We start from the raw sequence: 23,506 nt of genomic DNA on the forward strand, positions 1-23,506 counted from the left end.
CACAATTTGATTTAAATATTGTTTAGGACTAGAGAACTGTAAAATAGCAACATCATATTTTACAGTTTTTTTTATAATTTCTATTTGATATTAAAAAATTCAATTTTTCTACAGAATTAGATTGCAATATTGCACGCTTCTAAAATTGATACATTTTTAATATAAATTGCCATTTATGAACAGAATAATTATTCTCACTTTATTAGGTGCTGTTATTTTTTCAAAAGCACAAACCAAAATTTTATTTGATGCCACAAAAGCGGAAATGGCGGGAAATGGAGATTGGGTAATCGATGCGGATTTACATAACCTTAAAGCAAATTCTAACGGAACTGTTACTACAGGCGGATCGGATTCTAATCCCCAAAGGATACCGACTCCGGCACAAAGCGGTGTAACGATTAATACAGCGGAAACCTATTGGACCGGTGCTTTAAGTGCATGGGCAATAGATTTGGTGAAAAGAGGATATATTGTAGAAACGCTTCCTTATAATGGTAAAATTACTTATGGAGATTCTTCAAATGCACAGGATTTGTCCAATTACAAAGTTTACATCATTGATGAGCCTAATCTGAAGTTTACAACAGCTGAAGCTAATGCCCTTGTTAATTTTGTGAACAACGGTGGTGGGCTGTTTATGATCAGTGATCACGATATAAGTGATAGAAATGGTGACGGGTGGGATTCTCCCGGAGTTTGGAATGATATCCTAAGCAATAATACAGTACAACCTAACCCTTTCGGGATCACTTTTGATTTGCAGAATATTTCGCAAACGAGCACCAATATTGCAAATCTTCCAACAGACCCCATTCTGCATGGTCCGGCAGGAACACCGACACAGATCCAGTTCAGCAACGGAACGACAATGACTCTTAACAAAGTCGCAAACCCATCTGTAAAAGGACTGATGTTTAAAACAGGCTCTTCTGCATCTGGTACTAACAATGTTTTATTTGCAACCGCTACTTACGGACTTGGAAAAGTTTGTGCTTTGGGAGACAGTTCGGTTCCGGACGATGGAACAGGTGATCCTAGCGATACTTTGTACAATGGTTATACAGGTGATGCCAATGGAAATCATAAACCATTATTATTAAATGCGACTATCTGGCTGGCAACAAGTTCTTCTAACTTAAATGTAAATGATTGGTCAGGCGCAGCTAGCGAAATAAACATTTATCCAAATCCAACTTCAGATTATATTTACATTACAAATGCCAAAGATTCGGACGGTTATCAATATTCGATCACAGATTTCCTAGGTAGAAATTTGGAAATAGGAGTTGTAAACTCAGGAAAAATCAATGTTGAAAAATATAACTCAGGCAACTATATTCTGACAGTAAAGTCATCTTCAAGTATCATGAGATCATTCAAATTTATTAAAAAATAAACAATCATAGAGATATGGATTTATAATCCACAATATGCTACAGATTTTTCAGAAATCAGGCGTCAGCTAAATTCAGTTTTATAAATAATCAATTCAGAACTCTGAATTGATTATTTATGAACTATGATTTATTTTTCCCTCCATTGTCTCCATTTCATGTCAGAATAATATCAATTATATAACATTTTAATTCCGACGCTTATAATAATTGATTGGCCAATAATCCGATTATAACCTGTTTTGTTCATCCGTTTTGCGTCCGGCTTTCGCATCTTTCACTTTCTGATTTCCGAAATTATATTTCAGATTAATCATAAAATATTGTGTGTCGCGATAATCCTTGAAATATTGATTCTGGTCTGCATATCTCGTCGAGATCGTATTCTTATTCGTTCTGAAAATATCATTGAAAATCAAGCCTGCTTCTAATCTTTTATCAAACATTTTCTTGTTAATGATGACATTGGTGTTCTGAGAGGAACTGATGTCAAACGAACCCTGGATTGTCTTCGAATTATAAACATAGGAAACATTGAGATCCCAGGTTTTTGCTTTGTCCAACGTGATTTGCGTAGAAATATTCGCATTATAAAAGAAGACGTCATTTTTATACAAAATCTTATCAGTTCCCATAAAATAATTCTCCTGATATTCGCCCATTGCAAAAAGATTCAGTTTCCAGTAAGGTTTTATAGAAAAGTTTTTGGAAAAATTCGCTCCCAGGTTTTGTCCGTGGTCGATATTGGTGTAATTGTAAACCGTTTCAAAAGTCTGCGGATTCTGGATAGAAATTTCCATAGAAGGGTCTTTGATATAGCTGTAATAAGCTTCAAAATTCCAGTCTTTCACCGTGTAAGTCAGACTCAGATTATGAATGATGGTTGATTTCAGATTCGCATCACCTTGGAAGTAAGAATACAGATTGTAATAAGATTTGGAAGGATTCAGGAAATCGTAGTTTGGTCTGTCGATACGTTTTCCGTACGAGAATCCTAATTGCTGGTCTTCTTTCAGGTTATACATCAGGTAAAAAGTAGGGAAGAGTCCGGTTCTGGTCGTCTTATTTTCCACAACCGGATTATCAGAATTGGTTTTGATAAGGGTTGTTTCTGAGCGCAAACCGGCTTTCATTTCCCATTTTTTCCATTTGTATTCCGTGGAAATATAACCAGCAAAAATATTCTCTTTATAATTAAACAGGTTGCTTTTTGTTAAATCCTGAATCAAAGTTCCGCTGGTTCCGTCAAAGAAATTAAGGTCATTTTTATTCTTAACAAAACTGTATTTCAATCCGCTTTCCAACGTGAATTTATCATTCGAAAATCGGTAATCCAATTGCGTCGCATAAAGCGAAATATCCTGAATGCTGTTGTTGGCAAACCTGTTTTTACTTTCCGGCTGTCCTTGGAAATTCAATAATGTTTCTACATCCTGATTTTCCTTGAATCGTTTCATACTTGAGTTATTTGTCCAAGTCAGGTTGTTGTTCCCGAATTTTTTATCATAAACCAGATAAGAATTAAAACTGTTATCATATTGCTTTTTCTTGTTGGATGTTAAATAATACGATTGCAACTGATTATTTTCCGTATTGTAAATATTCGTCGGAACATTGTAATGACCATTGTTGTTTGGCGCATTGTAACCATCAAAACCAAATTGTACAGTCGATAAACTATCCAAATTATATTGTCCTGAGAAGTTGTAGACGTGCTGTTCGTGAGCGTGTGTTTTTCTTACCATATCGCTTTCCCAACGGGTTTTGTCCTTGTCAAAAACCACAACATCAAAGTTTTTTCGGACATAATCTCCGCTTACAAAATTGTAATTCCCCGTCAGTTGCCATTTATCAGTATTGTAAGATTGCGAAGTCCCGATTAATCCCTTGGCATAAGTTGCCTGAGTATATCTTGTCGAGATTCTTCCTTTGTAACCAGACAAAACATTTTGCTTCATTTTGATATTGATAATGGCGCTACCTTGTGCTTCGTATTTCGCAGGCGGATTGGTGATGACTTCAACCGATGAAACATTATTTCCGTCGGTATTTTCAAGAAGTTGTTTTAACTGTTCCTGAGTCATCAATGTTTTCTTATCATTGATGGTGACGATGATTTGCGAGTTTCCTCTGACACTTAATTCTTCATTTTTCACTAAAATATTGGGTGTACTTTTCAAGATATCCCAGGCATTCAGATTTTGAAGTGCTGTTTTATCGATATTGAATTCCATTCGGTCAATTTTCCTTTTCAGTAAAGGTTTGTTGGCTTTTATTGTTACACCTGCAATTGATTTTACCGTGTCTTTTTTGAGAATAATATTCAGAAATTCATTTTCTTCCAGAGTGATTTCATAATCCTGATAATCCATTTTTTTGATTGTTATTGACACAGGGAATTTTGAAATTCCTTCAAGATTGAAATTTCCCTCTTTATCAGAATAGAATATCGTTTGATTATCATTGATTTCAATGCTTGATTCAGAAACCGGTTCCTGATTTTCATTCTCGATGTGGCCTTTGATATTCTGACTCCAGATAAAAATTGGAAGTAAAAGTAAAACTACATTATAAATTTTCATTTCAATAATTTTGACAAAATTGAGACGAAACGCAGGAAAGTTTTGTTAATGAACGGTTAATGGAAGGTTAATGTCTTTTTTGAAAGAAATTTGATTGTATTTTTGATGTTCAAAAAGTTAAACACGAAGGCACAAAGATTTTCACCAAGAACACGAATTTGAATATTTCAAGATTAATTTTTGCTGAGCGAAGCGCCTTTGCGAATCTTAAAAATATTTTCAATAAGATTCAAAAAACTTTGCGGACTTTGCGTTTAAATTATTCTTTATGGTTTTAGAAGAATCAATATGAATCGGAAGAAAAACATCACAATTATTTTGTTCACGTTCAGCCTTGTTATCTTGGTTGTTTTGCAGGGTTATTATATCTACAATTCTTACCGTCTTGAGGAAAAAGAGCTCAACAGACAGGCCAGGATGATTGCGGATAAAACACTGGAGACAATGGAAAAATACGAGACCGAGACGAATGAAGAAAAACTGGTTGGTGATTTTGAAAGACTAAAAAAAGGTATTACGATACAAAAAGAAAAAATTACACATCCGGAAAGGATTTATAGCTCGGAAAAGCTATACAATCAAAAACTTGAGAAAACGCTTAAAGACAATATAGGAGATTCTGGTTTTGAGATCGCAATGAAAAGCGAGATCTATTCGATACTGGATGAGGTTCAGAAAAAAGAGCTTTTGCCAAAGAATCGTTCACTTGTTTTGTACCAAACTGTAAAAAAAATGTCAAAGCCTTTGACCATTAATGAAGGCAAATGGTCCAGTCGTCAATCCAGGGAAAATACGGATTTGAATTTGGATGAGAAAGATTATTATTTAGTTAAATCTAAATCGACTTTCCAACTTCTGAATGTCAAATTTTTAGTTCTAAAGAAAATCATTCCGTTGATTATCATTAGTTTATTGATTGTTACTCTGATTGTAATCTTATTCCGAAACAGTATCAAAAACCTGAATCGCCAGGAAAAGAAAATCTCACAGCTTCACACAACAATCGATTCCATCGCTCACGAACTGAATACACCAATTACAACTCTGAAATTTTCAGTTGCTCAATCTTCCGATTCTGAAACCAAAGCTCTGCTCGAACGTCAGATCAAACGCCTCGAGAATATTGTTTCGTCCATTCATAACAATGATTCTGATGATGTTTTAATGAATAAAAACGAGATGGAACGTTATTTTTCGGAAATACAGAAGTCTTTTCATAACATCGATTTCAAAATTAAATTGGATTTTATTGAGAACAAATCTTTATATCAAAACGATTTCAAGCAAATTATGGATAATCTCATCGATAATTCATCAAAATATGGCGCAAAGAAAATCGAGATTTTGATCAAAATGAACAACGCAATTGGAATGGAAGTTTCTGATGACGGCATCGGAATTCCGAAAGAAGAGAAGCAAAACATTTTTGATAAATATTACCGCATTACGAGAGACGAAAATCTTCACGTCAATGGTCTTGGAGTCGGACTTTTTCTGGTTAAGACAATCGTTGACAAATACAAAGGCGATATCGAAGTGAATCCAAAAAAGAAAGGTGTTTCATTTAAAATAACGATTCCAAATGAAGCCTAAAATCTTATTAGTTGAAGACGACCAAGATTTAGGAATGGTTCTGAAACAGTATTTGGAATTTTCTGATTTCGATGTGAATTGGATCCCGAATCCTGAAGAAATTCTTAAAAACAAAAAGCAGATTGACCAATATCAATTAGCGATTCTAGATGTGATGTTACCAGTTATCGACGGTTTCGAATTGTCTAAGGAAATCAGAAAATCGTCTGAGATTCCGTTTCTTTTTCTTACTGCTAAAGGTCAAAGTATTGACAGGATTCTAGGATTAAAACTTGGCGCAGACGATTATATTACAAAACCTTGCGAACCGGAAGAGCTGATATTAAGAATCAAAAATATACTCAAAAGACAACAGAATTCTACAAAAGCAATAATTAAACTCGGGAATTATTCTTTCATTCCTTCGCAGTTTCAGTTGCTTTTTCATGATGAAACCATTCAGTTGACGGAGAAAGAATCTGAGTTGTTGCTTTTACTTTCCAAAAACAATCAGAAAATTATTAATCGTAAAGAAATCCTTGAAACACTTTGGGGAGAAAATGATTATTTTCTGGGAAGAAGTTTGGATGTCTTTATGACGAGGTTACGTAAATATTTCCAAAAGGATGATAGAATCAAGTTCGATTCTGTTCGCGGGATTGGTTTCAAAATAGAGTTTCCGGAATAAGTATCGGTTTTAGATAAGCGTATTGGGAAAGTATCGTTATTTGTTATTGGTTTTAAATGGTTGATATATAGTGAATTAAATTTTATTTTGCAGGTTTCCTTTTTTTGATATATTTGAAAGCTTCGTATATATTAGACCTTAAAAATATATTTCCTAAGTGCAATCTCAATTTGAAAAACTATATTCTGACTATAAACATCAGGTCTTCTTTTTCGTGAAAAAATATGTTCACGGACAGGATGATATTGAGGATATCGTGCAGGATATTTTTGTTCATCTGTGGAAGTACAAAGATGCTTTGGATAAGAATAAGGAAGCTGTTGTTTTCAAGACTGCGAAACAGGAAATTGCTAATTTCTATAGAAAAAATAAATTGTCTTTCTCAGATTTCAAAGAGCAATCTCATCTTAGTATTGTAAAGGAAGAATATGACGAGGACGAATTCAAATCCTATTCTGAACAGGTTGAAAAAATACTCCAGCTGATTCCCGAAAAAAGTAAATCTTTTTTTCTCAAACATAAAATTGACGGACTGAGCTATTCCGAAATTGCAAAAGAAAACAGTATTTCCAAAAATGCTGTGGCCAAGCACGTTAATAAGGTGCTTCATATTCTAAAAACAAATATTAATCTCTTTTTTCTGCTACTGATTTTCATTAAAAAGCTTTTTTAGGGTTGACGATTTCAATGGGTCTGCGTAATTAAATTATAAGACAGAAATCAATCTGAAACTAAAATAAGTTTATAATGAAGAAATCATTTTCAATTCTGCTAATTGCAGTTTCCTTTTTTTATCAGGGACAAACTACCAAAGAAGAAATCCTTTCAGACCTCAATAAGACAGGCGGTGTTTACTATGCTTATCCAACTCCGACAAAAAAACTGACTGCTGTTCCGTCCGGATATCAGCCATTTTACATCAGTCATTACGGAAGACACGGCTCAAGATGGCTCATCAATGATAAAGATTTTTCCGGTGTGATGGACATTCTGAAAAAAGCTAATGAGAATAATGCCTTGACAGAAAACGGAAAATCAGCGTTACAACGATTGGAGAAAATCTGGGAAATTGCTGAGGGGCATAATGGCGATTTGACGGAATTAGGAGGATTGCAGCATAAACAGATTTCTCAAAGAATGTTCAAGAACAATCCGCAGGCTTTTGGAAATAATGCGATTGTGACAGCCAAATCAACGGTTGTTCCAAGATGCATCATAAGTATGGCGTATTTTACAAACGAATTAACAGCGAACAATCCAAAACTGAACATCAGTATAGAATCTTCCGATAAGTATATGAAATATCTGAATCATCATACCAAAGAATCTATCGATTTCAAAAGCCCAGATAACTTCTGGCAGGAAGAGAAGAGGAAACTGAAACAAGATGCATTACGCTCAGAACGTTTTATCAAAAATCTTTTCAATAATGAAGACTATGTTTACAAAAACGTGAATCCTGAAAAAGTAGTGGAATCTTTCTACTGGATTGCCAGCGATATGCAGAATCTGGAGACGGACATTTCTTTTTACGATTTGTTCACGAAAGATGAATTGTTCAATATTTATCAGGCCATCAATTATCAATTTTATGTGAATGATGCTGCATCGCCTTTGAGCAAAGGATTGGTAAAAGATAATGCAATTCCATTAGTTAAAAATATTCTGGAAGAAGCAGACGATTATATTAAAAATAATAAAAGTGGCGCTTCGCTAAGATTTGGTCACGATGGAAATATTGCACCATTATTAGCTTTTATGAGAGTTGAAGGAATGGATAAAGAAGAAATCAATCCCAAAGAAGTCTATAAAGTTTGGAATACTTTTCAGGCTGCACCAATGGCTGCCAATCTTCAGATGATTTTTTATAAGAATAAGAAAAGTGATGTTTTGGTAAAATTTCTATTGAATGAAAATGAGGTCAGCGTTCCTGTTGAAACCAAGAGTTTTCCTTACTACCAATGGAATGATGTGAAAGCCTATTTGGAAAGAATAACCAAGTCAAATTAATATCGAATTTTTAACTAATATTAATTTTAAAAAACTTTAGAAAAAAGGTTGACGATTTAAAAATCTTGCGTAATACTGAATATGAACAACATAGACGACGAAAATTTTAAAAAGAACTGGGAAAAAACTTACGAAGAAAACCAGAGAATGGATTCGGAGACAGATGCACGAATCCAAGCGGGAATTCAGACTAAGATAAAATCCGGCAACAAGTTCAAAAAATTATATTGGGTTGCTGCAGCTGCGGTAATCACAGGATTTGGTATTCTTTTTTACACGCCTTCTTCGCCGGCTTCTGTGGAGAAAGCTCAGTCTCAATTTTATTCCAGTGTGGATTTTACGAAAAAGATTAGTCTTCCCGATGGAAGTAATATTGTCTTAGAACCTCACAGTACACTTGAACTGGCAAAGGATTTCGGCAAAACAGACAGAAAAATCACATTTACTGGAAAAGCAACTTTCGATATTGCAAAAGATAAGACAAGACCTTTTAAAATCAATGCAAAAGATTTTACAGTACAGGTTTTAGGTACTAAATTCTTCCTTGACCAAACAAGCGGAAAAGAAAAAGTAGAACTTTTTGAAGGGAAAGTAAAAGTCAATCATCAAGGGAAAATTACCTATCTGCTTCCAAACGAATCTTGGAACAAGAATATGGAAGAAAAGCCTCAGACTTATGTCGTTGCTAATGTTAAAAGGAATTTTTCTTTCGAAGATGAAAATTTTGAAAATATCATCAATGAACTGGAAGTGGTTTATAATGTTAAAATCGATTATCCACAGGAATATTCCAAAAAGAAAATTAAAGGTTCATTCTCGGGCGATATGAACGAGGTGTTGTTCGCAATTTGTTATCCATTTAATCTTAAAGCTGAAAAAAAATCTGACAATCAAATACAATTAAAATAAAAAAGCACCGATAATGACGGTTATCGATGCAATAAATGATTCGACTCGCTAAAGTATAATCAAATTAATCCTCAAATTTATGAAAAAAACAGTAATGTCTGTAATCTTATTGGTTGCCACAGGTCTTCCAGTCGCTTACGGACAAGCCGGGCAAACACCGCCGGTTGCTATGAAAAAAGAGAATCCGGTGTCCATTATCAAAGTTTTTGATAAGCTCAGCAAATCTTCCAAGATTCCGTTTCTCTATTCTAGCACAGACTTCAAAGATATTAAGGTTGATGAAAATGCTATTAATTATTCATCTTTGGAATCATCGCTTAGATATCTCAAAAAATTCTATCCGATAGAATATGAAATAAAAAATAATACGGTTGTTCTTAGAAAAACCAGTGTTAAATTGATTTCCCAGTCAGAAAATTTTCCCATTCCCAAAGATACTATTTCGGTGCAGGAGAAAAAGATTGATGAGGTTGTAATTATTGGTTATGGTAAAGTTAAAAAGTCCGATGCGACAGGTTCGCTAACCACGGTAAAAATAGATGAGGAAAATGACGGTAATCCGGTAACTGCTCAGGATGCGTTGAGAGGAAAGGCGGCAGGAGTTAATATTATTTCTCCCGGGGGTGCACCTGGTGCAGGTTCTGCCATTAGGATCCGGGGAGGCTCTTCTTTGTCTGCAAGTAATGATCCTCTGATTGTAATTGACGGAATTGCTATCGACAATTCCTCAACATCAGGTTCAAGCAATATTCTCGGGATGATAAATCCAAATGACATCGAAACTTATACCGTACTGAAAGATGCATCTTCAACAGCGATCTATGGTTCCAGAGCTTCTAACGGTGTTATCATTATTACAACAAAAAAAGGAAGCAAAAAAACTCGTTACCAATATTCTTCAAACACCAAAATAGACTGGAATCCGGCAACATTAGATGTTCTTAATGCAGATGAATACAGAGATTTTATGAAAAGAACATATGCCGGTAACACAGCTGTAATTAATGGATTAGGCACGTATAATACTGATTGGCAAAAAGAGATTTATCGAACTGCTGTTAGTAATGACCAGAATTTCAGTATGACGGGAGCAGTGGCGGATGTTCCGTACCGATTATCTTTGGGATATACGAATCAGGAAGGGATTATCAGAAAAAATGCATATGAAAGAATGAATCTGAGCCTGAATCTTAATCCTTCATTTTTTGACAAGCATCTAAACGTGAACCTAAACTATAAGCCGAGCATTGAGAATAATGATTTTATTTCCAATCCTGCAAGCGGAGCAGCTTCTTTTGATCCAACGCGTCCGGTTTATGATAATTCCAAACCTTATGGCTTAGGCTACTTTATCTGGACGGATGCTGCCGGAAAGCCGATAACCCAGGCCGGAGCAAACCCTGTTTCAGTTCTCAATTTAAGAAGTGATGAATCAAAGATATTTCGTCATATTGGGAATATCCAAGTGGATTATAAAATTCACGGATTTGAAGATCTGAAGCTGAATCTTAATACTGGGTTCGATATTCTGAAAAGTAAAGGCGATCTATTCATTCCGGATAACGCACCTCTTACCTGGGTTTCTGTAGGGAACGACGGACAGGGAATGACCGGTAAATATGTTAATGAAAAAAAGAACCTACAGCTGGATGCTTACGCCAATTATACCAAAACGCTTGGTGATCATAAGCTAGATGTTATGGGAGGTTATTCCTGGCAATGGTTCTGGAAAAGCTATAATAACAAGCAGGCTAATCTAGTGGGGAACAAGATATATCAGAATATTGCTGATGAAAAATCGGAGTACTATCTTTTATCATTCTATGGTCGGTTAAATTATACTTTTAAGGACAGATACCTTTTCACTGCTACCCTAAGAAGTGATGGTTCTTCAAAAGTTTCTAAAGAGAATCATTGGGGCTTATTTCCTTCCGCAGCTTTTGCTTGGAAGATCAATGAGGAGAATTTCTTGAAGAATGCTGGATTTTTCTCTGATCTGAAGTTGAGATTGAGCTATGGGAAGACTGGACAGCAGGATATAGGTGGAGATTATGAATGGATGCAGACCTATACTTTTAGCCAACCCAATGCAATGTACCAGTTTGGTGACCGTTATTACACTACAATAAGACCGAACGGATACGATCCCAATCTGAAATGGGAAACTACATCCACATATAACATAGGTCTGGATTTCGGTATTTTGAATAACCGGATCTCGGGATCGGTAGAAGTGTATAAAAGGACGACTGATGATCTACTGAATAAGATTTCCGTTGCTGCAGGATCCAACCTTACTAATATGATCTATACCAATATCGGATCTATGGAAAATAAAGGGGTAGAGCTAACACTGAACACAATCCCGGTTAAAACCGAAAGCTGGCAATGGAATCTGGACGCAAATCTTACATTCAGCAAATCAGAGATCACACAACTTACATTAGTAAATAGCCCAAATTATGGTGTTAATATAGGAAACGTTTCCGGCTCTACGGCTGGGACGATACAGATTCATTCAGTAGGCTATGCGCCGTATACTTTTTACCTCTATCAGCAGGAGTATAACGAGAACGGGAAACCGATAGAAGGAAAATACAAAGACGGAGGATTGGTGAAAAGTAAAAATCCGATGCCCAGGGCTTATCTGGGATTGTCTTCCAAAGTGAGCTATAAAAACTGGTATCTCGGATTTAACGCACATGCCAATTTCGGAAACTATGTCTATAATAATGTCAAATCAAAGGATTATAAGTCCAGAACTTTGCCTACAAACGGAACATATACCAATATCCTGAGCTATACAGCCAATGAAGGCTTTGAGAATCTGCAGCTCTATTCTGATTTTTTCCTAGAGAATGCTTCATTTTTTCGTATGGATAATATCACATTAGGACATAACTTCAAAAATATCAGTGATAAGTTTGATATCGGGATGAACCTCTCATTACAGAATGCTTTTGTTATTACAGGATACAGCGGTCTTGATCCGGAAGTTTATTTGGGTATTGATAATAATATCTATTCCAGACCACGTTCAATCCTTTTCGGGCTTAATGTTAACTTTAAATAATTTTACGATGAAACGTTTATATATCATTCCTTTTATATTTTTGCTTTTTACGGCAGGTTCATGTATCAATGATTTGGATACAGCTCCAATTAATCCCAATATAGTTACCACGGAACAGGTATATTCCAATCCGGACAATTACAAAGGTGTTTTGGCCAAATGTTATGCAGCATTATGCCTTAGCGGTCAGCAAGGGCCAACAGGTGATCCTGATCTCGGTAATTTTGATGAAGGTTACAGTTCATTCATCCGTTTGGCATTTTATGTCCAGGTACTGTCGACAGATGAGGCGATAATGGGTTCGCAGACCAACGGATTGAGACAGATGGCTACCAACACCTGGGATTCTAACACCGCTATTTTAAATGGTTATTATGCAAGATTATACCAGATCATCGGTTATACTAACGAGTTTTTGAGACAGACTACTGATGCCAAACTTCAGGAAAGAGGACACACGGATCCAGGTTTCAAGCAACAGGTTGCTAATTTCAGGGCAGAAGCGCGCTTCCTCAGAGCTTATTCTTATTGGGTTTTACTGGACACCTTTGGTAAGGTCCCTTTCGTCACAGATTCCGATAAATTAGATCCGCAGTTTTTGCCCAGACAGATCTCAAGAAGTGATCTTTATGCTTATGTAGAAACCGAATTAAAAGATATTGAAACCGCTCTCCCGGAAACCAATGAATATGGAAGAGTTGATAAAACGGCAGCAAATTTTTTATTATCAAGATTATACCTCAATGCCCAGATTTACACCAATGCTCCACAATGGGATAAGGCAGCAGAGTATGCCGAAAAAGTGATTGGTAGCCATTACAGTCTGGCACCAAAATATCTTTATAATTTTCTGGCTGATAACAATACTTCGCCGGAAGTGATCTGGTCTCTGAATATGGATGGTATAAAAGCTAAAACCTATGGCGGTACAACATTCTTTGTCTTAGCTCAGACCGGAGGAACAATGCTCACTTACCTGAATATGGGAATCTCAGGAGGCTGGGGGAATATTCGTGTCCGTCCGGATTTTGTCAACAAATTTCAAACGACGGATCAGGGTTTTACAACTACAGATCCCAATGCATTTGCAAAAGGTGACAGCAGGGCTTTGTTCTTCAACATTGGACATAAGAAGGATATTGCTGCGCTTCCCGGAACCTTTCAGGATGGTTATGCTTTTACTAAATGGAGAAATGTTACTAAGAATGGAGTAGCAGGTTCTGACGCTGCTTATGTAGACACAGATTTCCCTATGTTCCGTCTTGCTGAGGCTTATCTGAACGCTTCGGAAGCTTATCTGAGACTGGGAAAATCCTCCGAAGCGCTCAATTATATTAATGTTATTAGAAACAGAGCTTATAATAATGGAAATGGAGCAATCACTCTTTCTGACCTGAGCCTTAATTTCATCTTGGATGAAAGATCAAGAGAGCTGTCATGGGAATTATTGAGAAGAACGGATCTTATCCGTTTCAACAGATTTACTACAGGCGATTATCTCTGGAGCTGGAAAGGAAATGTCCAGGCTGGAAAAGCCGTGGATTCCAAATTCAATATATATCCATTGCCATCTGCAGACATTACAGCAAACCCGAACCTGAGCCAGAATGCTGGCTACTAACAAGAATTGATTCTCACAAATCAAGTTTATATTATTTTCTTTTAAAGAACTTCCTATCTAAATTGATGGGAAGTTTTTATTTGATTAAGATAAAATATTACCATTATAATTAAAACAATTATTTTCAGATAAATTGATAATTTTTTTGAAAAATAGTTGTATTTAATTTAAAATAATTAAATTGCGCGCCCTTCCTGATACAAAAGATTTATATCGAAGATTTTATGACCAAAAAAGGACAGATAGTAGAAATCCCTGCAAGCGCTCTAATCTATAGCAGAGAATTACCGGTATTTCATTCAAAAAAAGATGAACTCATCTGGAAATCTCGGAAAATAGAGTATTCTTTGTTTGATGGTTTTTTGGTCGGTGAACACCAAGGTGTAGAAAATTTCAGGATTGGACAAAGAAAAGGAATCAATGTAGGTGGAAAAAAAGAGCCTTTGTATGTCATCTGGATTGATGAGAAAGAGAACAGGCTTTTTGTGGGAGCAGGAGATTCGCATCCGGGACTTTTGACGAGTGTTATTCGTCTTGGAGAAAATTTAGAATTAAGTGATATTAATTTTTCTAAAGAAGAATTAGAAAATGGGATTGATGTAGAAGTTTCGACTCAGATTAATGAAAATAAAATTCAGACTAAACTTTATGGATTTGATAAAAGCTTTTTTCTGGAGTTTGAAAACAAAATCTCAGTAATTATTGAGGAACACCCATTCGATATCATTTATCAAGATAGAATTATAAAGAGTTATTAAAATAATTAAATATTTACTTATGAAATTAAAGGTTTCCTTTTTTGCAAGTATTTTATCTTTTTTTGCTTTTGCACAGTCAGCTCCGTCGTATTATTCGGGAGTTAACTTTAGCAAGACAAAAAATGACTTAAAAGCTGATCTTGCAACATTAATTACAACGACCCATACACAGACTATTGCTTACTCTGAAGGATTGGCATCTCTATTCAAAACAAGTGATGCGGACCCGGAAAATCCATCCAATATCTTATTGATTTACGGATCACAAAGTTCCGGTACTCACCAGAGAAGCCGTCCTTACAGTGGCAGCTGGAACAGAGAGCATGTGTATGCAAAATCAAAAGGGACACCTAATTTGGGGACTTCCGGTCCGGGTTCAGATGGTCACCACCTGCGTCCTGCAGACAATACTTTGAACAGTACAAGAGGGAGTCTGTTATTTGATGACGGAACCGGGGCAACTGCTTATAAAACAAGTCGTGGAGGTTGGTTTCCTGGTAATGAGTGGAAAGGAGATGTAGCGAGGATCCTGATGTATATGTATGTAAGATACAACACAAGATGTTTGCCATTGAACATCACAATGAATCCTGCAACTTATTCTTCAGACTTTCCGGATATTCTTTTGAAATGGAATGTCGAAGATCCTGTTTCCGATTTCGAAAGACAAAGAAATAATGTGGTTTATGGGGTTCAGCACAATAGAAACCCATTTATTGATAATCCTTATTTGGCAACAGTAATATGGGGTGGCCCTGCTGCTCAGAATACTTGGCCGGATACGTTCAACGGAGGAACAACAGCTGATTCCGAAGCACCAACTACACCTGTGAATCTTTTGGTTTCCGGAAAAACATCTTCAAGCATTTCTTTATCCTGGACGGCTTCTACAGATAATGTTGGTGTAAGCGGATATGATATTTATGTTGATGATGTGTTAAAAACCAGCGTTAATACCAACAGCGGAATAGTAACAGGACTTGCGCCTGCTACAACCTATTCATTCTATGTTGTGGCGAAAGATGCGGCTGGAAACAGATCTGGAAACAGCGCAACTGTACAAGGAACTACCGACAATACAAGCACACCTGGTACAGGAACAACTTGCGGAACTGAAGATTTCGAAAGTATGCCGGCAACCAACTCTTCTTATCTGGACAGAGAATGGTCTAACCAGAATATTGTTTGGACTGCAACCAATGCAAGAACAGATAAGCAGATCTACATCGACGGAGACAATAACAGAGCCATCTGTTTGAGAAAAGGTTCATTGAAATCATCTACAATTTCCGGAGGTATCGGTTCATTAACGGTTAAAACTTATCTGCCTTTTAGTGATTCAGACGGTAATTATACATTGAAGGTTAATGGAGAGGTAAAAGGTCAGATTCCTTATTCCAAAACGGCTAAGACTTATACGATCAATGATATCAATGTAGAAGGCAATGTAGTTATTGAGCTGGTAGATGATATCACAAACAATAGAGTTTCTTTTGATAACTTATCTTGGACTTGCTACACTAAAATGGCAGTTGAAGAATCAGCTTCTAAAAATCAAAAATTAACAGTGTATCCAAATCCTGTTAAAAACGGTGAATTGTTCATCGCCGGAATCTCTAAAAATGAAACAGTTCAGATTTACAGTGCCAGCGGAGAATTGATTCAAACAATCAATAACGTTAACAACAACGAAAAAATCAGCTTGAAAAAGCTTTCTAAAGGTGTTTATTTTGTGAAAACAAAATCCAGCAGTACGAAAGTAATTGTGGATTAACCTAATTCAAATCATAAAAAAGGTCAGGAGTTTCTTCTGGCCTTTTTTATTTTCAGTAAACTTTTGAAATCTACTGTCAAATATCATTTGGTATATGGGACTAATACTTTATTTTTGTTGTATTGAAAGCATTCATTTCCATATTCATTATCTTCACAATCGCATTGCGACCGGTAATGCCATTGATAGATTATACCGTGAATTACAATTACATCACCAAAAATCTTTGTGAGAACAGAGCAAAAAAGGAAATGAACTGTAATGGGAAATGCTATTTAGCCAAAGAACTTTCCAAATCCTCTCAGAACTCTGCAAAGCAAGACCAGCTGAAGCTTTCTGTATTCTCAGAATTATTCACAGTCGGAAATGTTTTCACTGTTCTTAATGAGTTCAATTTCAATTCGGACATTCAAAAACAGAACTTTTATTTAAGTTCATTCTACAATTTCTCATTAAACTCAAGGATATTCCATCCACCGTTGATTTAGTAATAAAAGAATCATTCCAATTAAGCGAAGCTCCTCTTTGTGCCTTAAAAACATTTATTATTAAAAAATAATCTTTGTGCCTTTGTGTTTAACAAACCAATATTAGCTGAACAAAGCTGCCTTTGCGTTAGAATAATAGCTCAAACTTTTTTAAGCGAAGCGACTTTGTGAGCCTAAATAAGCATAAAGTAAAAAATCTTTGTGCGCTTTGTGTTCAAAAGCTTTAACAATACAATTAAATCAACTTCAAAAAAATGAAATTCAATATATCAATGATATTACTTTCGGTATCTGTACTGTCTTGTGCGCAGGAAACACCAAAAGTAAAACAGGTTTCCAAAATGAAACCCAAAACCGACCTCAAAGGTGTAAAGGTCGTGAATGCCGATGATCCGATCTGTCAAATGAAAACAGCAGAATTCCTAAAAGATACTATTGTTTATAAAGGCAAAACTTATGGATTCTGCAGCGACCATTGCAAAAAAGAATTCAGGAAAAGTCCAGCTAAATATGCTCTGAAATGACAAACAAAAAGAAACAGAAGGCTTTCCAGAAAAGTAAACTGATTCTGCCGATTATAGTTTTTGCGGTACTATTTTTGGTGATAGGAATTGGGATGAGCTATTTCAAAAAAAGTCTTTACACGATAATGAAAGTTCCGGAATTTGCGCTCACAGACCAGAATTCCAGGAAAATTACTAATAAAGATATGCTGGGAAAAGTTTATCTCGTAGAGTTCTTTTACAGCCGTTGTCCTACAATCTGTCCCGTGATGAATTCCAATATGAAATACATCGATGAGCAGATCAACAATCCGGATTTTGGAATTATCTCGATCAGTATAGACCCAACCAATGATACGCCGGAAGTTCTGAAAAATCACGCTAAAATGATTGGAGCCAAGTCGCCCAATTGGCATTTTCTATCGGGAAACCGGGATTATATCGGTAAATTGGCGGATATGTTCGATATCTATGTAGGTGACAAGGAAGATGATTCAGAAAGCCTCAATCATAGCGGGATGATTGCATTGGTAGATAAAGAAGGAAACCTCCGTTGCCGGTTTGATGAGAACAATATGCCGGTTCTTTATTATTCTGGACTGAATTATGAAGATGAAGCTGGAACTAAAACCAGTCTGAGAGGGAAATATCATCCGGATAGGGAAAAATTGATAGAAGATATCAGAAAATTATTAAAATAAAATTTAAAACCTTTATGCGCGAAGCGCCTTTATGATCCTTAAACAGTTAGTTGAAAAAGAGAATCTTTGTGCACTTTGTGTTAAATAATTAACATTAACAATAAATCGTATAATATGAAAGTATTAAAAATTTCAGCTGCTGCATTTCTATTAGCAGCACAGTTTGTAACGGCACAATTCAAGCAAACGCCTCTTCCTTATGCTTACAATGCTTTGGAAGGTTCTGTAGATGCGCAGACCATGGAGATCCATTATACCAAACACGCGGCAGCTTATGTTTCCAATCTTAACAAAGCCATTGCTGGAACACCATTGGAAAAAGAGAGTTTGGAAAAGATTCTTTCCCACATTTCAAAAGAAAGCCCTGCGGTTAGAAACAACGCCGGCGGACACTATAACCATGAGTTGTTCTGGACTGTGTTAACGCCTGAGAAAAATACTCAGCCTTCTGCAAAATTGGCAAAAGCAATCAACGATTCTTTCGGGAGTTTGGATGCTTTGAAGGAGAAGCTGAGCAAAGCTGGTGCTGATCGTTTCGGTTCAGGTTGGGCTTGGTTGGTAGTAACGGCTGACAAAAAATTGGCGGTGACTTCTACAGCTAACCAGGACAATCCTTTGATGGACCTTGCGGAGGTGAAAGGAACGCCTATCTTCGGAATTGATGTTTGGGAGCATGCTTATTATCTTAAATATCAGAACAAAAGAGCAGATTACTTAGCTGCACTTTGGAACGTTACCAACTGGAAAGAGATCAGCAGAAGATACGAGGAAGCTATTAAATAACAGTCTCAATATATCAAAAAAAAAGCACAGCTAGCCTGTGCTTTTTAAAATCCTCAAAACAGATTCTTGAAACTCATCTTTAACATTTTACTAGTCTTTTATTTGGTGCTCAAACCAGTGCTGCCATTGGTAGAGTATGCGGTTAATTATGATTATATTTCAAACGTTTTGTGTATCAACAAGAAAAAACCGGAGCTGCATTGCAACGGTAAATGTTACCTCGGAAAAGAGCTTGCCAAAAATAGCTCAGAAGATTCCAAATCCAAAAATCCGACCCAGAAAATCATCGACTGCTATATTCCGGTTGAGATTGCTGCAGTCAAAACAGTAGGGCAAAGATTCTTTACCAGCCTTACTTTCCCATACACCACAGATTATTCTTATCTGTATCTGAAACACATTTTCAGACCTCCAATTGTTTAGATAATATAGGTAATTAGGGCGATTCCCTCTCCGATGCTAAGGCAGCCACTCGGGTCGGGCTATCCGCTCATACTCCTCGGTCAACGGCTCCGCTTCGCTCCGCCGCTGCCCTGCGGGGTAACCGCTGCTATCCCTATCGCAGCAGAGCACAAAAACTCACATTTCAGCAAAACAGTCTTTGTCAATATTGGCGAAGTCAAACCTTTGTGCCTTAGAAACGAAGAATTGTTTAAAAAATCTTTTGTGCCTTTGCGATAAAAACCTTTAAAAATTATCAATCATAATATCGAACAAATGAAAATCTATAAACTATTATCATTACTATTCATCTCAATAATAACTCTTTCATCTTGCAGTAACAATGATGATGATATCCAAGATAACACACCCGGAAATCTCCAGCTCAAGTTCGAGAATGGTTTCAACAATCTCGGTGATATCGTGCTCAATCAGACTACACAAACCTCAGTCAATGGACAGAAACATCAGTTTTCAACGCTTAAATACATAATCAGCAACATCTCACTCATCGATGAAAACGGAGCGGAATTCAAATACAATTATAATAATCCGGACAAAGGTGCTTTCATCATCAACCAGGAAGAAGCCAAAGGCGGAATAGTTTATATCAACCTTACCGAGATCCCAAAAGGTAATTACAAGAAAATCAAATTAGGCTTAGGCATCAGTCCCACAGCTTATCTTATTGGTCAGGATGGACAAGGTTTGTTTTGGGATAAAGCCAAACAAGAAGGAATGGCTTGGTCTTGGGCTGCTGGTTATATCTTCACAAAACTTGAAGGAAAGTATGGAACATCAACACCTGATACCGAGTTTATGAACCATTGCGGTAATATGGGAGATGTTTCCTTAAACGGAACTGCAGATCTTTACAGGGAAGTTGTTTTGGATTTACCGACTACAGCCAGAGTGAATAAGGATATTACACCTTCTATCCACATCCTTGCAGACCTTAACCAATATCTGAGCGGGAAAAAAACACTGACTTTAGATACCAGTAACAATATGGCGATGGGCAGCAGCCAGCATCTGGCGGATGTCAGCAACAACCTTATTAATATGTTCAGAGTTGACCATGTTCACAATGATTAATCCAATTCTACCATTCCAAAGGGAGCAGGTGCGTTCTCTTTGGATTTTCATTGCATTTTCTATAATGTTAATGTCATGTACGGACGAATACGAAGGCGAAGCTTTTGAAGAAGACAAAGCTTACAATCTGGAGATTCCGGCTAATTTTCCGGCACTGTTATTTGACACAGATAAAAACCCTGTAACCGTTAATGGCGTTGCTTTGGGTAAGAAGTTATTTTATGAAGGCAAACTGTCCCGTAACAATACCATTTCTTGTGGATTCTGTCATATCCAGGAGTATGCTTTTACACATCACGGTCACCCGGTGAGTCACGGTATTGATGATAAACTTGGTATCCGAAATGCACCACCGATTCAGAATATGGCATTTCTCAAAAATTATACATGGGATGGCGTGAGCCATAATCTGGATGAGCGTTCTTTGGTTCCTATTACTACAGATTTTGAAATGGACAGTTCTCTGCCCGAAGTCGTTTCAAAACTAAGTCAGGATGCCAGTTACAAAAGGCTATTCAAAGCAGCTTATGGCGATGACAATATCACAGGAGAAAGAGTTTTGAAAGCCCTGTCTCAGTTTATGGTCACAATGATTTCCGCCGATTCCAAATACGACAGAATGAAGAAAGGAACAGCGGCATTTACCAATGAAGAAAAGCAAGGTTTGGCATTATTTCAAACCAAATGTGCAAGTTGTCATTCAGGAGATTTGTTTACTGATGAAAGTTACCGGAATACCGGGATGTATTATAATGCCCAGTATGACGACCGTGGCAGATACCGTGTGACATTGGATTGGAACGACAATATGAAATTCCGTGTGCCAAGTCTCCGAAATGTAGAATATACTGCTCCTTATATGCATGATGGGCGGTTTTATTCTCTGGATGCTGTGCTTAATTTCTATTCGGATAATGTCGAGAATCAGGTCAATCTGGACCCGATCTTGAAACAAAACGGACGTATCGGTATCCCAATGACCACTTTAGAAAAACAGTACATCATTGCTTTCCTGAAAACCCTCAGTGACCAACAATTTATTAGCAATAAAAAATTCGCAGAATAAATTAATGATTACCACAAAAGATACAAAAGGAAATAAATAATAAGTTCATTAAAAACAGACTTATTTAAGCGAAATGCCTTTGGAGCATATTAACAGATTTAAAACAAAAACTTAGTGCACTTTGTGTTTAACTTTTGTGCCTTTGTGGTAAAATAAAAATCAACAATGAAAAAATCAATCCTATTCTTAATACTAATCATCCTGTCTCAGCAAATAAAAGCCAACTGGGACAGCCTTTACATTCCACAATACCAAAACCAAATACAGCATCTATCCAGCTACGAAGAATTTTTCTGCGACGCCTGTGGTTGTGCTGCCGGCAATGGCTCATCCGGCTTCGAGTCGTTGCTGAATCCTCAGTTCATCGGTATCAAATATTTTGCACAGCATTACAAAGCCAAAGAAAACCTGTTCACGCAGGATTTGACACAGGACCAGTATTTTAACACCATTCAGCTTTGGGGCAAGATTCCGGTAACTCAGAAATTAAGTATTTATGGTAGCATTCCGTTTCAGTTTCATGAGAAGAAAACCCTGCAGGGTGACATTAAGATCAATGGAATAGGGGATGCCAGCCTAATGGGCATCTACGAAATCCTCAGGTCCAAAAGCGAATACCATCAGCTGAATGGTGGCTTAGGGATTAAAATTCCCTTGGGAAAATTTGATGAGAAAGGGATCACAGGCATCAATCCGAGTTTTCAGCTGGGGATGGGGAGCTGGGATTACCAGCTGGCATTGGGCTACACATTCCGGAAAAACTTCTTTGCATTGATGTTGAATACCGATTATACCATCAAAACAGAAAATAAAAAACATTACCGTTTCGGCAACCAGTGGAATTATTCTGCAACAGGATTTTACAGGTTGTGGCGTAACGAGAAGAGCATCTTTTCCGGCAAGCTGGGTTTGCAAGGGGAAGTCTATGACTGGAACAGGCAGTTTAGTGAGGTGATGCCCGGAACTGCCGGCAGCGCTTTGTACGGGAAGTTGGGATTCGAGGTGTCTTACCAAAAGTTCAGTCTCGGTAGTGAGCTGATGTTGCCGGCTTATAACCGATTAGCGGGTGGCGATATCGAAGCCAGATCCAGGTTCAGTCTGTTTCTGAATTTTGGATTATGATAATTTGGTAATTTAAATCATAAAATTTTATACGTTTGGCAAAATAAATTGAATAGCATGGTCGTTCTAGGGGGAAATCACAAAAACTACAATGATGAAAACTAATTTTCCTTCAAAAGAGTCCTATGACTATTTATTCCATGTATTGTTAAAGGAATTGATCGGCCGTATTGATAATTTAGCACTCAAAACCGTTCGCAAAGACCTTCTGGATAGTGCCGATCTCAAGCAGATGTATAACCTGAGCGACAGTTCTATTTACCGGTTAAGGCGAAACGGGAAAATCAAGTTCATTAAGCTGGGCGGCAAATACTATTATTCCCGCCAGTCAATAGAAAATTTGCTGAAATAAAACAAGGCTTTATTTTTTGAATTAATAACCCATGCCATTTATATAGTATGGGTTTTGTATTGTGATCCTGGATATTGACTATGGGGTTCAATTCACTGTCATCCTGAGTAGGGTCGAAGGATCTTACAAAATCAGCCCAATCCGCCATATCTGCGAGAATAATATTTAACTCTCACTTTGATTACATCCGTGTCATCCTGAGCGGAGCCGAAGGATCTTAATATGTTCATCATCTTAATTACCGGAAATCCGGTCAGATCTTCCCGTTATTCTCCCACCTTTCTTCGGGATTTGTTCGGAAAAAGGATGTTTTTTCCGAAGAATACCCGAAGGAATACAACACATGACCGGTCAAAACCAGTCAGAACCGGTCAAAACCGTTCAGGGATGTACAGGCTGTTGTTTTCTGCAATACCTTCGTGTTACAAATTTTAAAAATCTTTGATATGGCAACATTAAACAAAGGAATCCTTGGTGGATTCTCCGGTAAAGTAGGAACAGTAGTAGGTGCTAACTGGCGTGGTCTGGACATCATCCGCAGCCGTCCTAAAATTTCAAAACGCAACCCAAC

The 23,506-nt window shown here is 36.9% G+C and carries 21 protein-coding genes; 20 read left to right on the forward strand and 1 reads right to left on the reverse strand.

From position 1 onward, the window contains the following. The first annotated feature begins 175 nt into the window (after positions 1-175). A complete protein-coding gene (locus tag QOL71_RS16500; protein ID WP_283417993.1) occupies positions 176-1,399 on the forward strand; it encodes a T9SS type A sorting domain-containing protein in 1,224 nt (407 codons plus the stop codon). A 228-nt stretch (positions 1,400-1,627) separates the two neighbouring features. Here QOL71_RS16500 and QOL71_RS16505 read toward each other — a convergent pair whose 3' ends face one another. Continuing rightward, positions 1,628-3,979 carry an outer membrane beta-barrel family protein gene (locus tag QOL71_RS16505; protein ID WP_283417994.1) on the reverse strand — a complete coding sequence of 784 codons (2,352 nt, stop codon included), beginning with the start codon at positions 3,977-3,979 and terminating at the stop codon, positions 1,628-1,630. 288 nt (positions 3,980-4,267) lie between these two features. On the opposite strand from QOL71_RS16505, the gene QOL71_RS16510 reads away from it, so the two are divergent. From QOL71_RS16510 to QOL71_RS16600, 19 genes are all read left to right on the forward strand, one after another. After that, the gene (locus QOL71_RS16510) at positions 4,268-5,572 is read left to right on the forward strand and encodes a sensor histidine kinase (RefSeq protein WP_283417995.1); all 1,305 of its coding nucleotides are present in this window, start codon (positions 4,268-4,270) and stop codon (positions 5,570-5,572) included. Beyond that, positions 5,562-6,239: a response regulator transcription factor gene (locus QOL71_RS16515; RefSeq protein ID WP_283417996.1), complete on the forward strand. Its 678-nt coding sequence runs from the start codon at positions 5,562-5,564 to the stop codon at positions 6,237-6,239. The genes QOL71_RS16510 and QOL71_RS16515 overlap by 11 nt, the downstream gene beginning before the upstream one ends. A gap of 157 nt (positions 6,240-6,396) precedes the next feature. Then, positions 6,397-6,912 (forward strand): RNA polymerase sigma factor, encoded by a 516-nt coding sequence (locus tag QOL71_RS16520; protein WP_283417997.1) that lies wholly within the window; start codon positions 6,397-6,399, stop codon positions 6,910-6,912. A gap of 74 nt (positions 6,913-6,986) precedes the next feature. Next, a complete protein-coding gene (locus tag QOL71_RS16525) occupies positions 6,987-8,249 on the forward strand; it encodes a histidine-type phosphatase (RefSeq protein ID WP_283417998.1) in 1,263 nt (420 codons plus the stop codon). A gap of 81 nt (positions 8,250-8,330) precedes the next feature. Further along, positions 8,331-9,158, forward strand: a complete 828-nt coding sequence (locus tag QOL71_RS16530) for a FecR family protein (protein WP_283417999.1) — start codon at positions 8,331-8,333, stop codon at positions 9,156-9,158. 79 nt (positions 9,159-9,237) lie between these two features. Then, positions 9,238-12,231, forward strand: a complete 2,994-nt coding sequence (locus QOL71_RS16535) for a SusC/RagA family TonB-linked outer membrane protein (RefSeq protein ID WP_283418000.1) — start codon at positions 9,238-9,240, stop codon at positions 12,229-12,231. 7 nt (positions 12,232-12,238) lie between these two features. After that, a complete protein-coding gene (locus QOL71_RS16540; RefSeq protein ID WP_283418001.1) occupies positions 12,239-13,852 on the forward strand; it encodes a RagB/SusD family nutrient uptake outer membrane protein in 1,614 nt (537 codons plus the stop codon). A gap of 224 nt (positions 13,853-14,076) precedes the next feature. After that, positions 14,077-14,610 carry a tRNA methyl transferase PRC-barrel domain-containing protein gene (locus QOL71_RS16545; RefSeq protein WP_283418002.1) on the forward strand — a complete coding sequence of 178 codons (534 nt, stop codon included), beginning with the start codon at positions 14,077-14,079 and terminating at the stop codon, positions 14,608-14,610. A 19-nt stretch (positions 14,611-14,629) separates the two neighbouring features. Further along, positions 14,630-16,384, forward strand: coding sequence for an endonuclease (locus QOL71_RS16550; protein ID WP_283418003.1), 1,755 nt, complete (start codon positions 14,630-14,632; stop codon positions 16,382-16,384). Positions 16,385-16,506: 122 nt separating this feature from the next. Further along, a complete protein-coding gene (locus tag QOL71_RS16555; RefSeq protein WP_283418004.1) occupies positions 16,507-16,872 on the forward strand; it encodes a hypothetical protein in 366 nt (121 codons plus the stop codon). 254 nt (positions 16,873-17,126) lie between these two features. Beyond that, positions 17,127-17,396, forward strand: coding sequence for a YHS domain-containing protein (locus QOL71_RS16560; protein ID WP_283418005.1), 270 nt, complete (start codon positions 17,127-17,129; stop codon positions 17,394-17,396). Beyond that, positions 17,393-18,076, forward strand: a complete 684-nt coding sequence (locus tag QOL71_RS16565; protein ID WP_283418006.1) for an SCO family protein — start codon at positions 17,393-17,395, stop codon at positions 18,074-18,076. Before QOL71_RS16560 ends, QOL71_RS16565 begins: the two co-directional genes overlap by 4 nt. A gap of 114 nt (positions 18,077-18,190) precedes the next feature. After that, complete coding sequence (locus QOL71_RS16570; protein ID WP_283418007.1) at positions 18,191-18,859, forward strand: superoxide dismutase; 669 nt, start codon at positions 18,191-18,193, stop codon at positions 18,857-18,859. 105 nt (positions 18,860-18,964) lie between these two features. Continuing rightward, the gene (locus QOL71_RS16575; RefSeq protein ID WP_283418008.1) at positions 18,965-19,282 is read left to right on the forward strand and encodes a hypothetical protein; all 318 of its coding nucleotides are present in this window, start codon (positions 18,965-18,967) and stop codon (positions 19,280-19,282) included. 294 nt (positions 19,283-19,576) lie between these two features. Further along, the gene (locus QOL71_RS16580) at positions 19,577-20,395 is read left to right on the forward strand and encodes an MbnP family protein (protein WP_283418009.1); all 819 of its coding nucleotides are present in this window, start codon (positions 19,577-19,579) and stop codon (positions 20,393-20,395) included. Then, positions 20,379-21,461, forward strand: a complete 1,083-nt coding sequence (locus QOL71_RS16585; RefSeq protein WP_283418014.1) for a cytochrome-c peroxidase — start codon at positions 20,379-20,381, stop codon at positions 21,459-21,461. Before QOL71_RS16580 ends, QOL71_RS16585 begins: the two co-directional genes overlap by 17 nt. A gap of 165 nt (positions 21,462-21,626) precedes the next feature. After that, entirely contained in the window at positions 21,627-22,583 is a 957-nt protein-coding gene (locus tag QOL71_RS16590; RefSeq protein WP_283418010.1) for a transporter, read from the forward strand. A gap of 91 nt (positions 22,584-22,674) precedes the next feature. After that, a complete protein-coding gene (locus QOL71_RS16595) occupies positions 22,675-22,935 on the forward strand; it encodes a helix-turn-helix domain-containing protein (protein WP_283418011.1) in 261 nt (86 codons plus the stop codon). A gap of 222 nt (positions 22,936-23,157) precedes the next feature. Then, complete coding sequence (locus QOL71_RS16600; RefSeq protein WP_283418012.1) at positions 23,158-23,370, forward strand: hypothetical protein; 213 nt, start codon at positions 23,158-23,160, stop codon at positions 23,368-23,370. Positions 23,371-23,506 lie beyond the last annotated feature (136 nt).

This window comes from Epilithonimonas pallida (assembly GCF_900182975.1).
GTDB lineage: Bacteria > Bacteroidota > Bacteroidia > Flavobacteriales > Weeksellaceae > Epilithonimonas > Epilithonimonas pallida.

Bases quoted from the DNA above. Each gene is read 5' to 3' on its own strand.
- QOL71_RS16590 (WP_283418010.1), top strand. From the start codon at position 21,627: ATGAAAAAATCAATCCTATTCTTAATACTAATCATCCTGTCTCAGCAA.
- QOL71_RS16515 (WP_283417996.1), top strand. From the start codon at position 5,562: ATGAAGCCTAAAATCTTATTAGTTGAAGACGACCAAGATTTAGGAATG.
- QOL71_RS16540 (WP_283418001.1), top strand. From the start codon at position 12,239: ATGAAACGTTTATATATCATTCCTTTTATATTTTTGCTTTTTACGGCA.
- QOL71_RS16525 (WP_283417998.1), top strand. From the start codon at position 6,987: ATGAAGAAATCATTTTCAATTCTGCTAATTGCAGTTTCCTTTTTTTAT.
- QOL71_RS16500 (WP_283417993.1), top strand. From the start codon at position 176: ATGAACAGAATAATTATTCTCACTTTATTAGGTGCTGTTATTTTTTCA.
- QOL71_RS16545 (WP_283418002.1), top strand. From the start codon at position 14,077: ATGACCAAAAAAGGACAGATAGTAGAAATCCCTGCAAGCGCTCTAATC.
- QOL71_RS16580 (WP_283418009.1), top strand. From the start codon at position 19,577: ATGAAAATCTATAAACTATTATCATTACTATTCATCTCAATAATAACT.
- QOL71_RS16595 (WP_283418011.1), top strand. From the start codon at position 22,675: ATGATGAAAACTAATTTTCCTTCAAAAGAGTCCTATGACTATTTATTC.
- QOL71_RS16560 (WP_283418005.1), top strand. From the start codon at position 17,127: ATGAAATTCAATATATCAATGATATTACTTTCGGTATCTGTACTGTCT.
- QOL71_RS16535 (WP_283418000.1), top strand. From the start codon at position 9,238: ATGAAAAAAACAGTAATGTCTGTAATCTTATTGGTTGCCACAGGTCTT.
- QOL71_RS16505 (WP_283417994.1), bottom strand. From the start codon at position 3,979: ATGAAAATTTATAATGTAGTTTTACTTTTACTTCCAATTTTTATCTGG.
- QOL71_RS16600 (WP_283418012.1), top strand. From the start codon at position 23,158: ATGTTCATCATCTTAATTACCGGAAATCCGGTCAGATCTTCCCGTTAT.
- QOL71_RS16530 (WP_283417999.1), top strand. From the start codon at position 8,331: ATGAACAACATAGACGACGAAAATTTTAAAAAGAACTGGGAAAAAACT.
- QOL71_RS16565 (WP_283418006.1), top strand. From the start codon at position 17,393: ATGACAAACAAAAAGAAACAGAAGGCTTTCCAGAAAAGTAAACTGATT.
- QOL71_RS16570 (WP_283418007.1), top strand. From the start codon at position 18,191: ATGAAAGTATTAAAAATTTCAGCTGCTGCATTTCTATTAGCAGCACAG.
- QOL71_RS16585 (WP_283418014.1), top strand. From the start codon at position 20,379: ATGTTCACAATGATTAATCCAATTCTACCATTCCAAAGGGAGCAGGTG.
- QOL71_RS16510 (WP_283417995.1), top strand. From the start codon at position 4,268: ATGAATCGGAAGAAAAACATCACAATTATTTTGTTCACGTTCAGCCTT.
- QOL71_RS16550 (WP_283418003.1), top strand. From the start codon at position 14,630: ATGAAATTAAAGGTTTCCTTTTTTGCAAGTATTTTATCTTTTTTTGCT.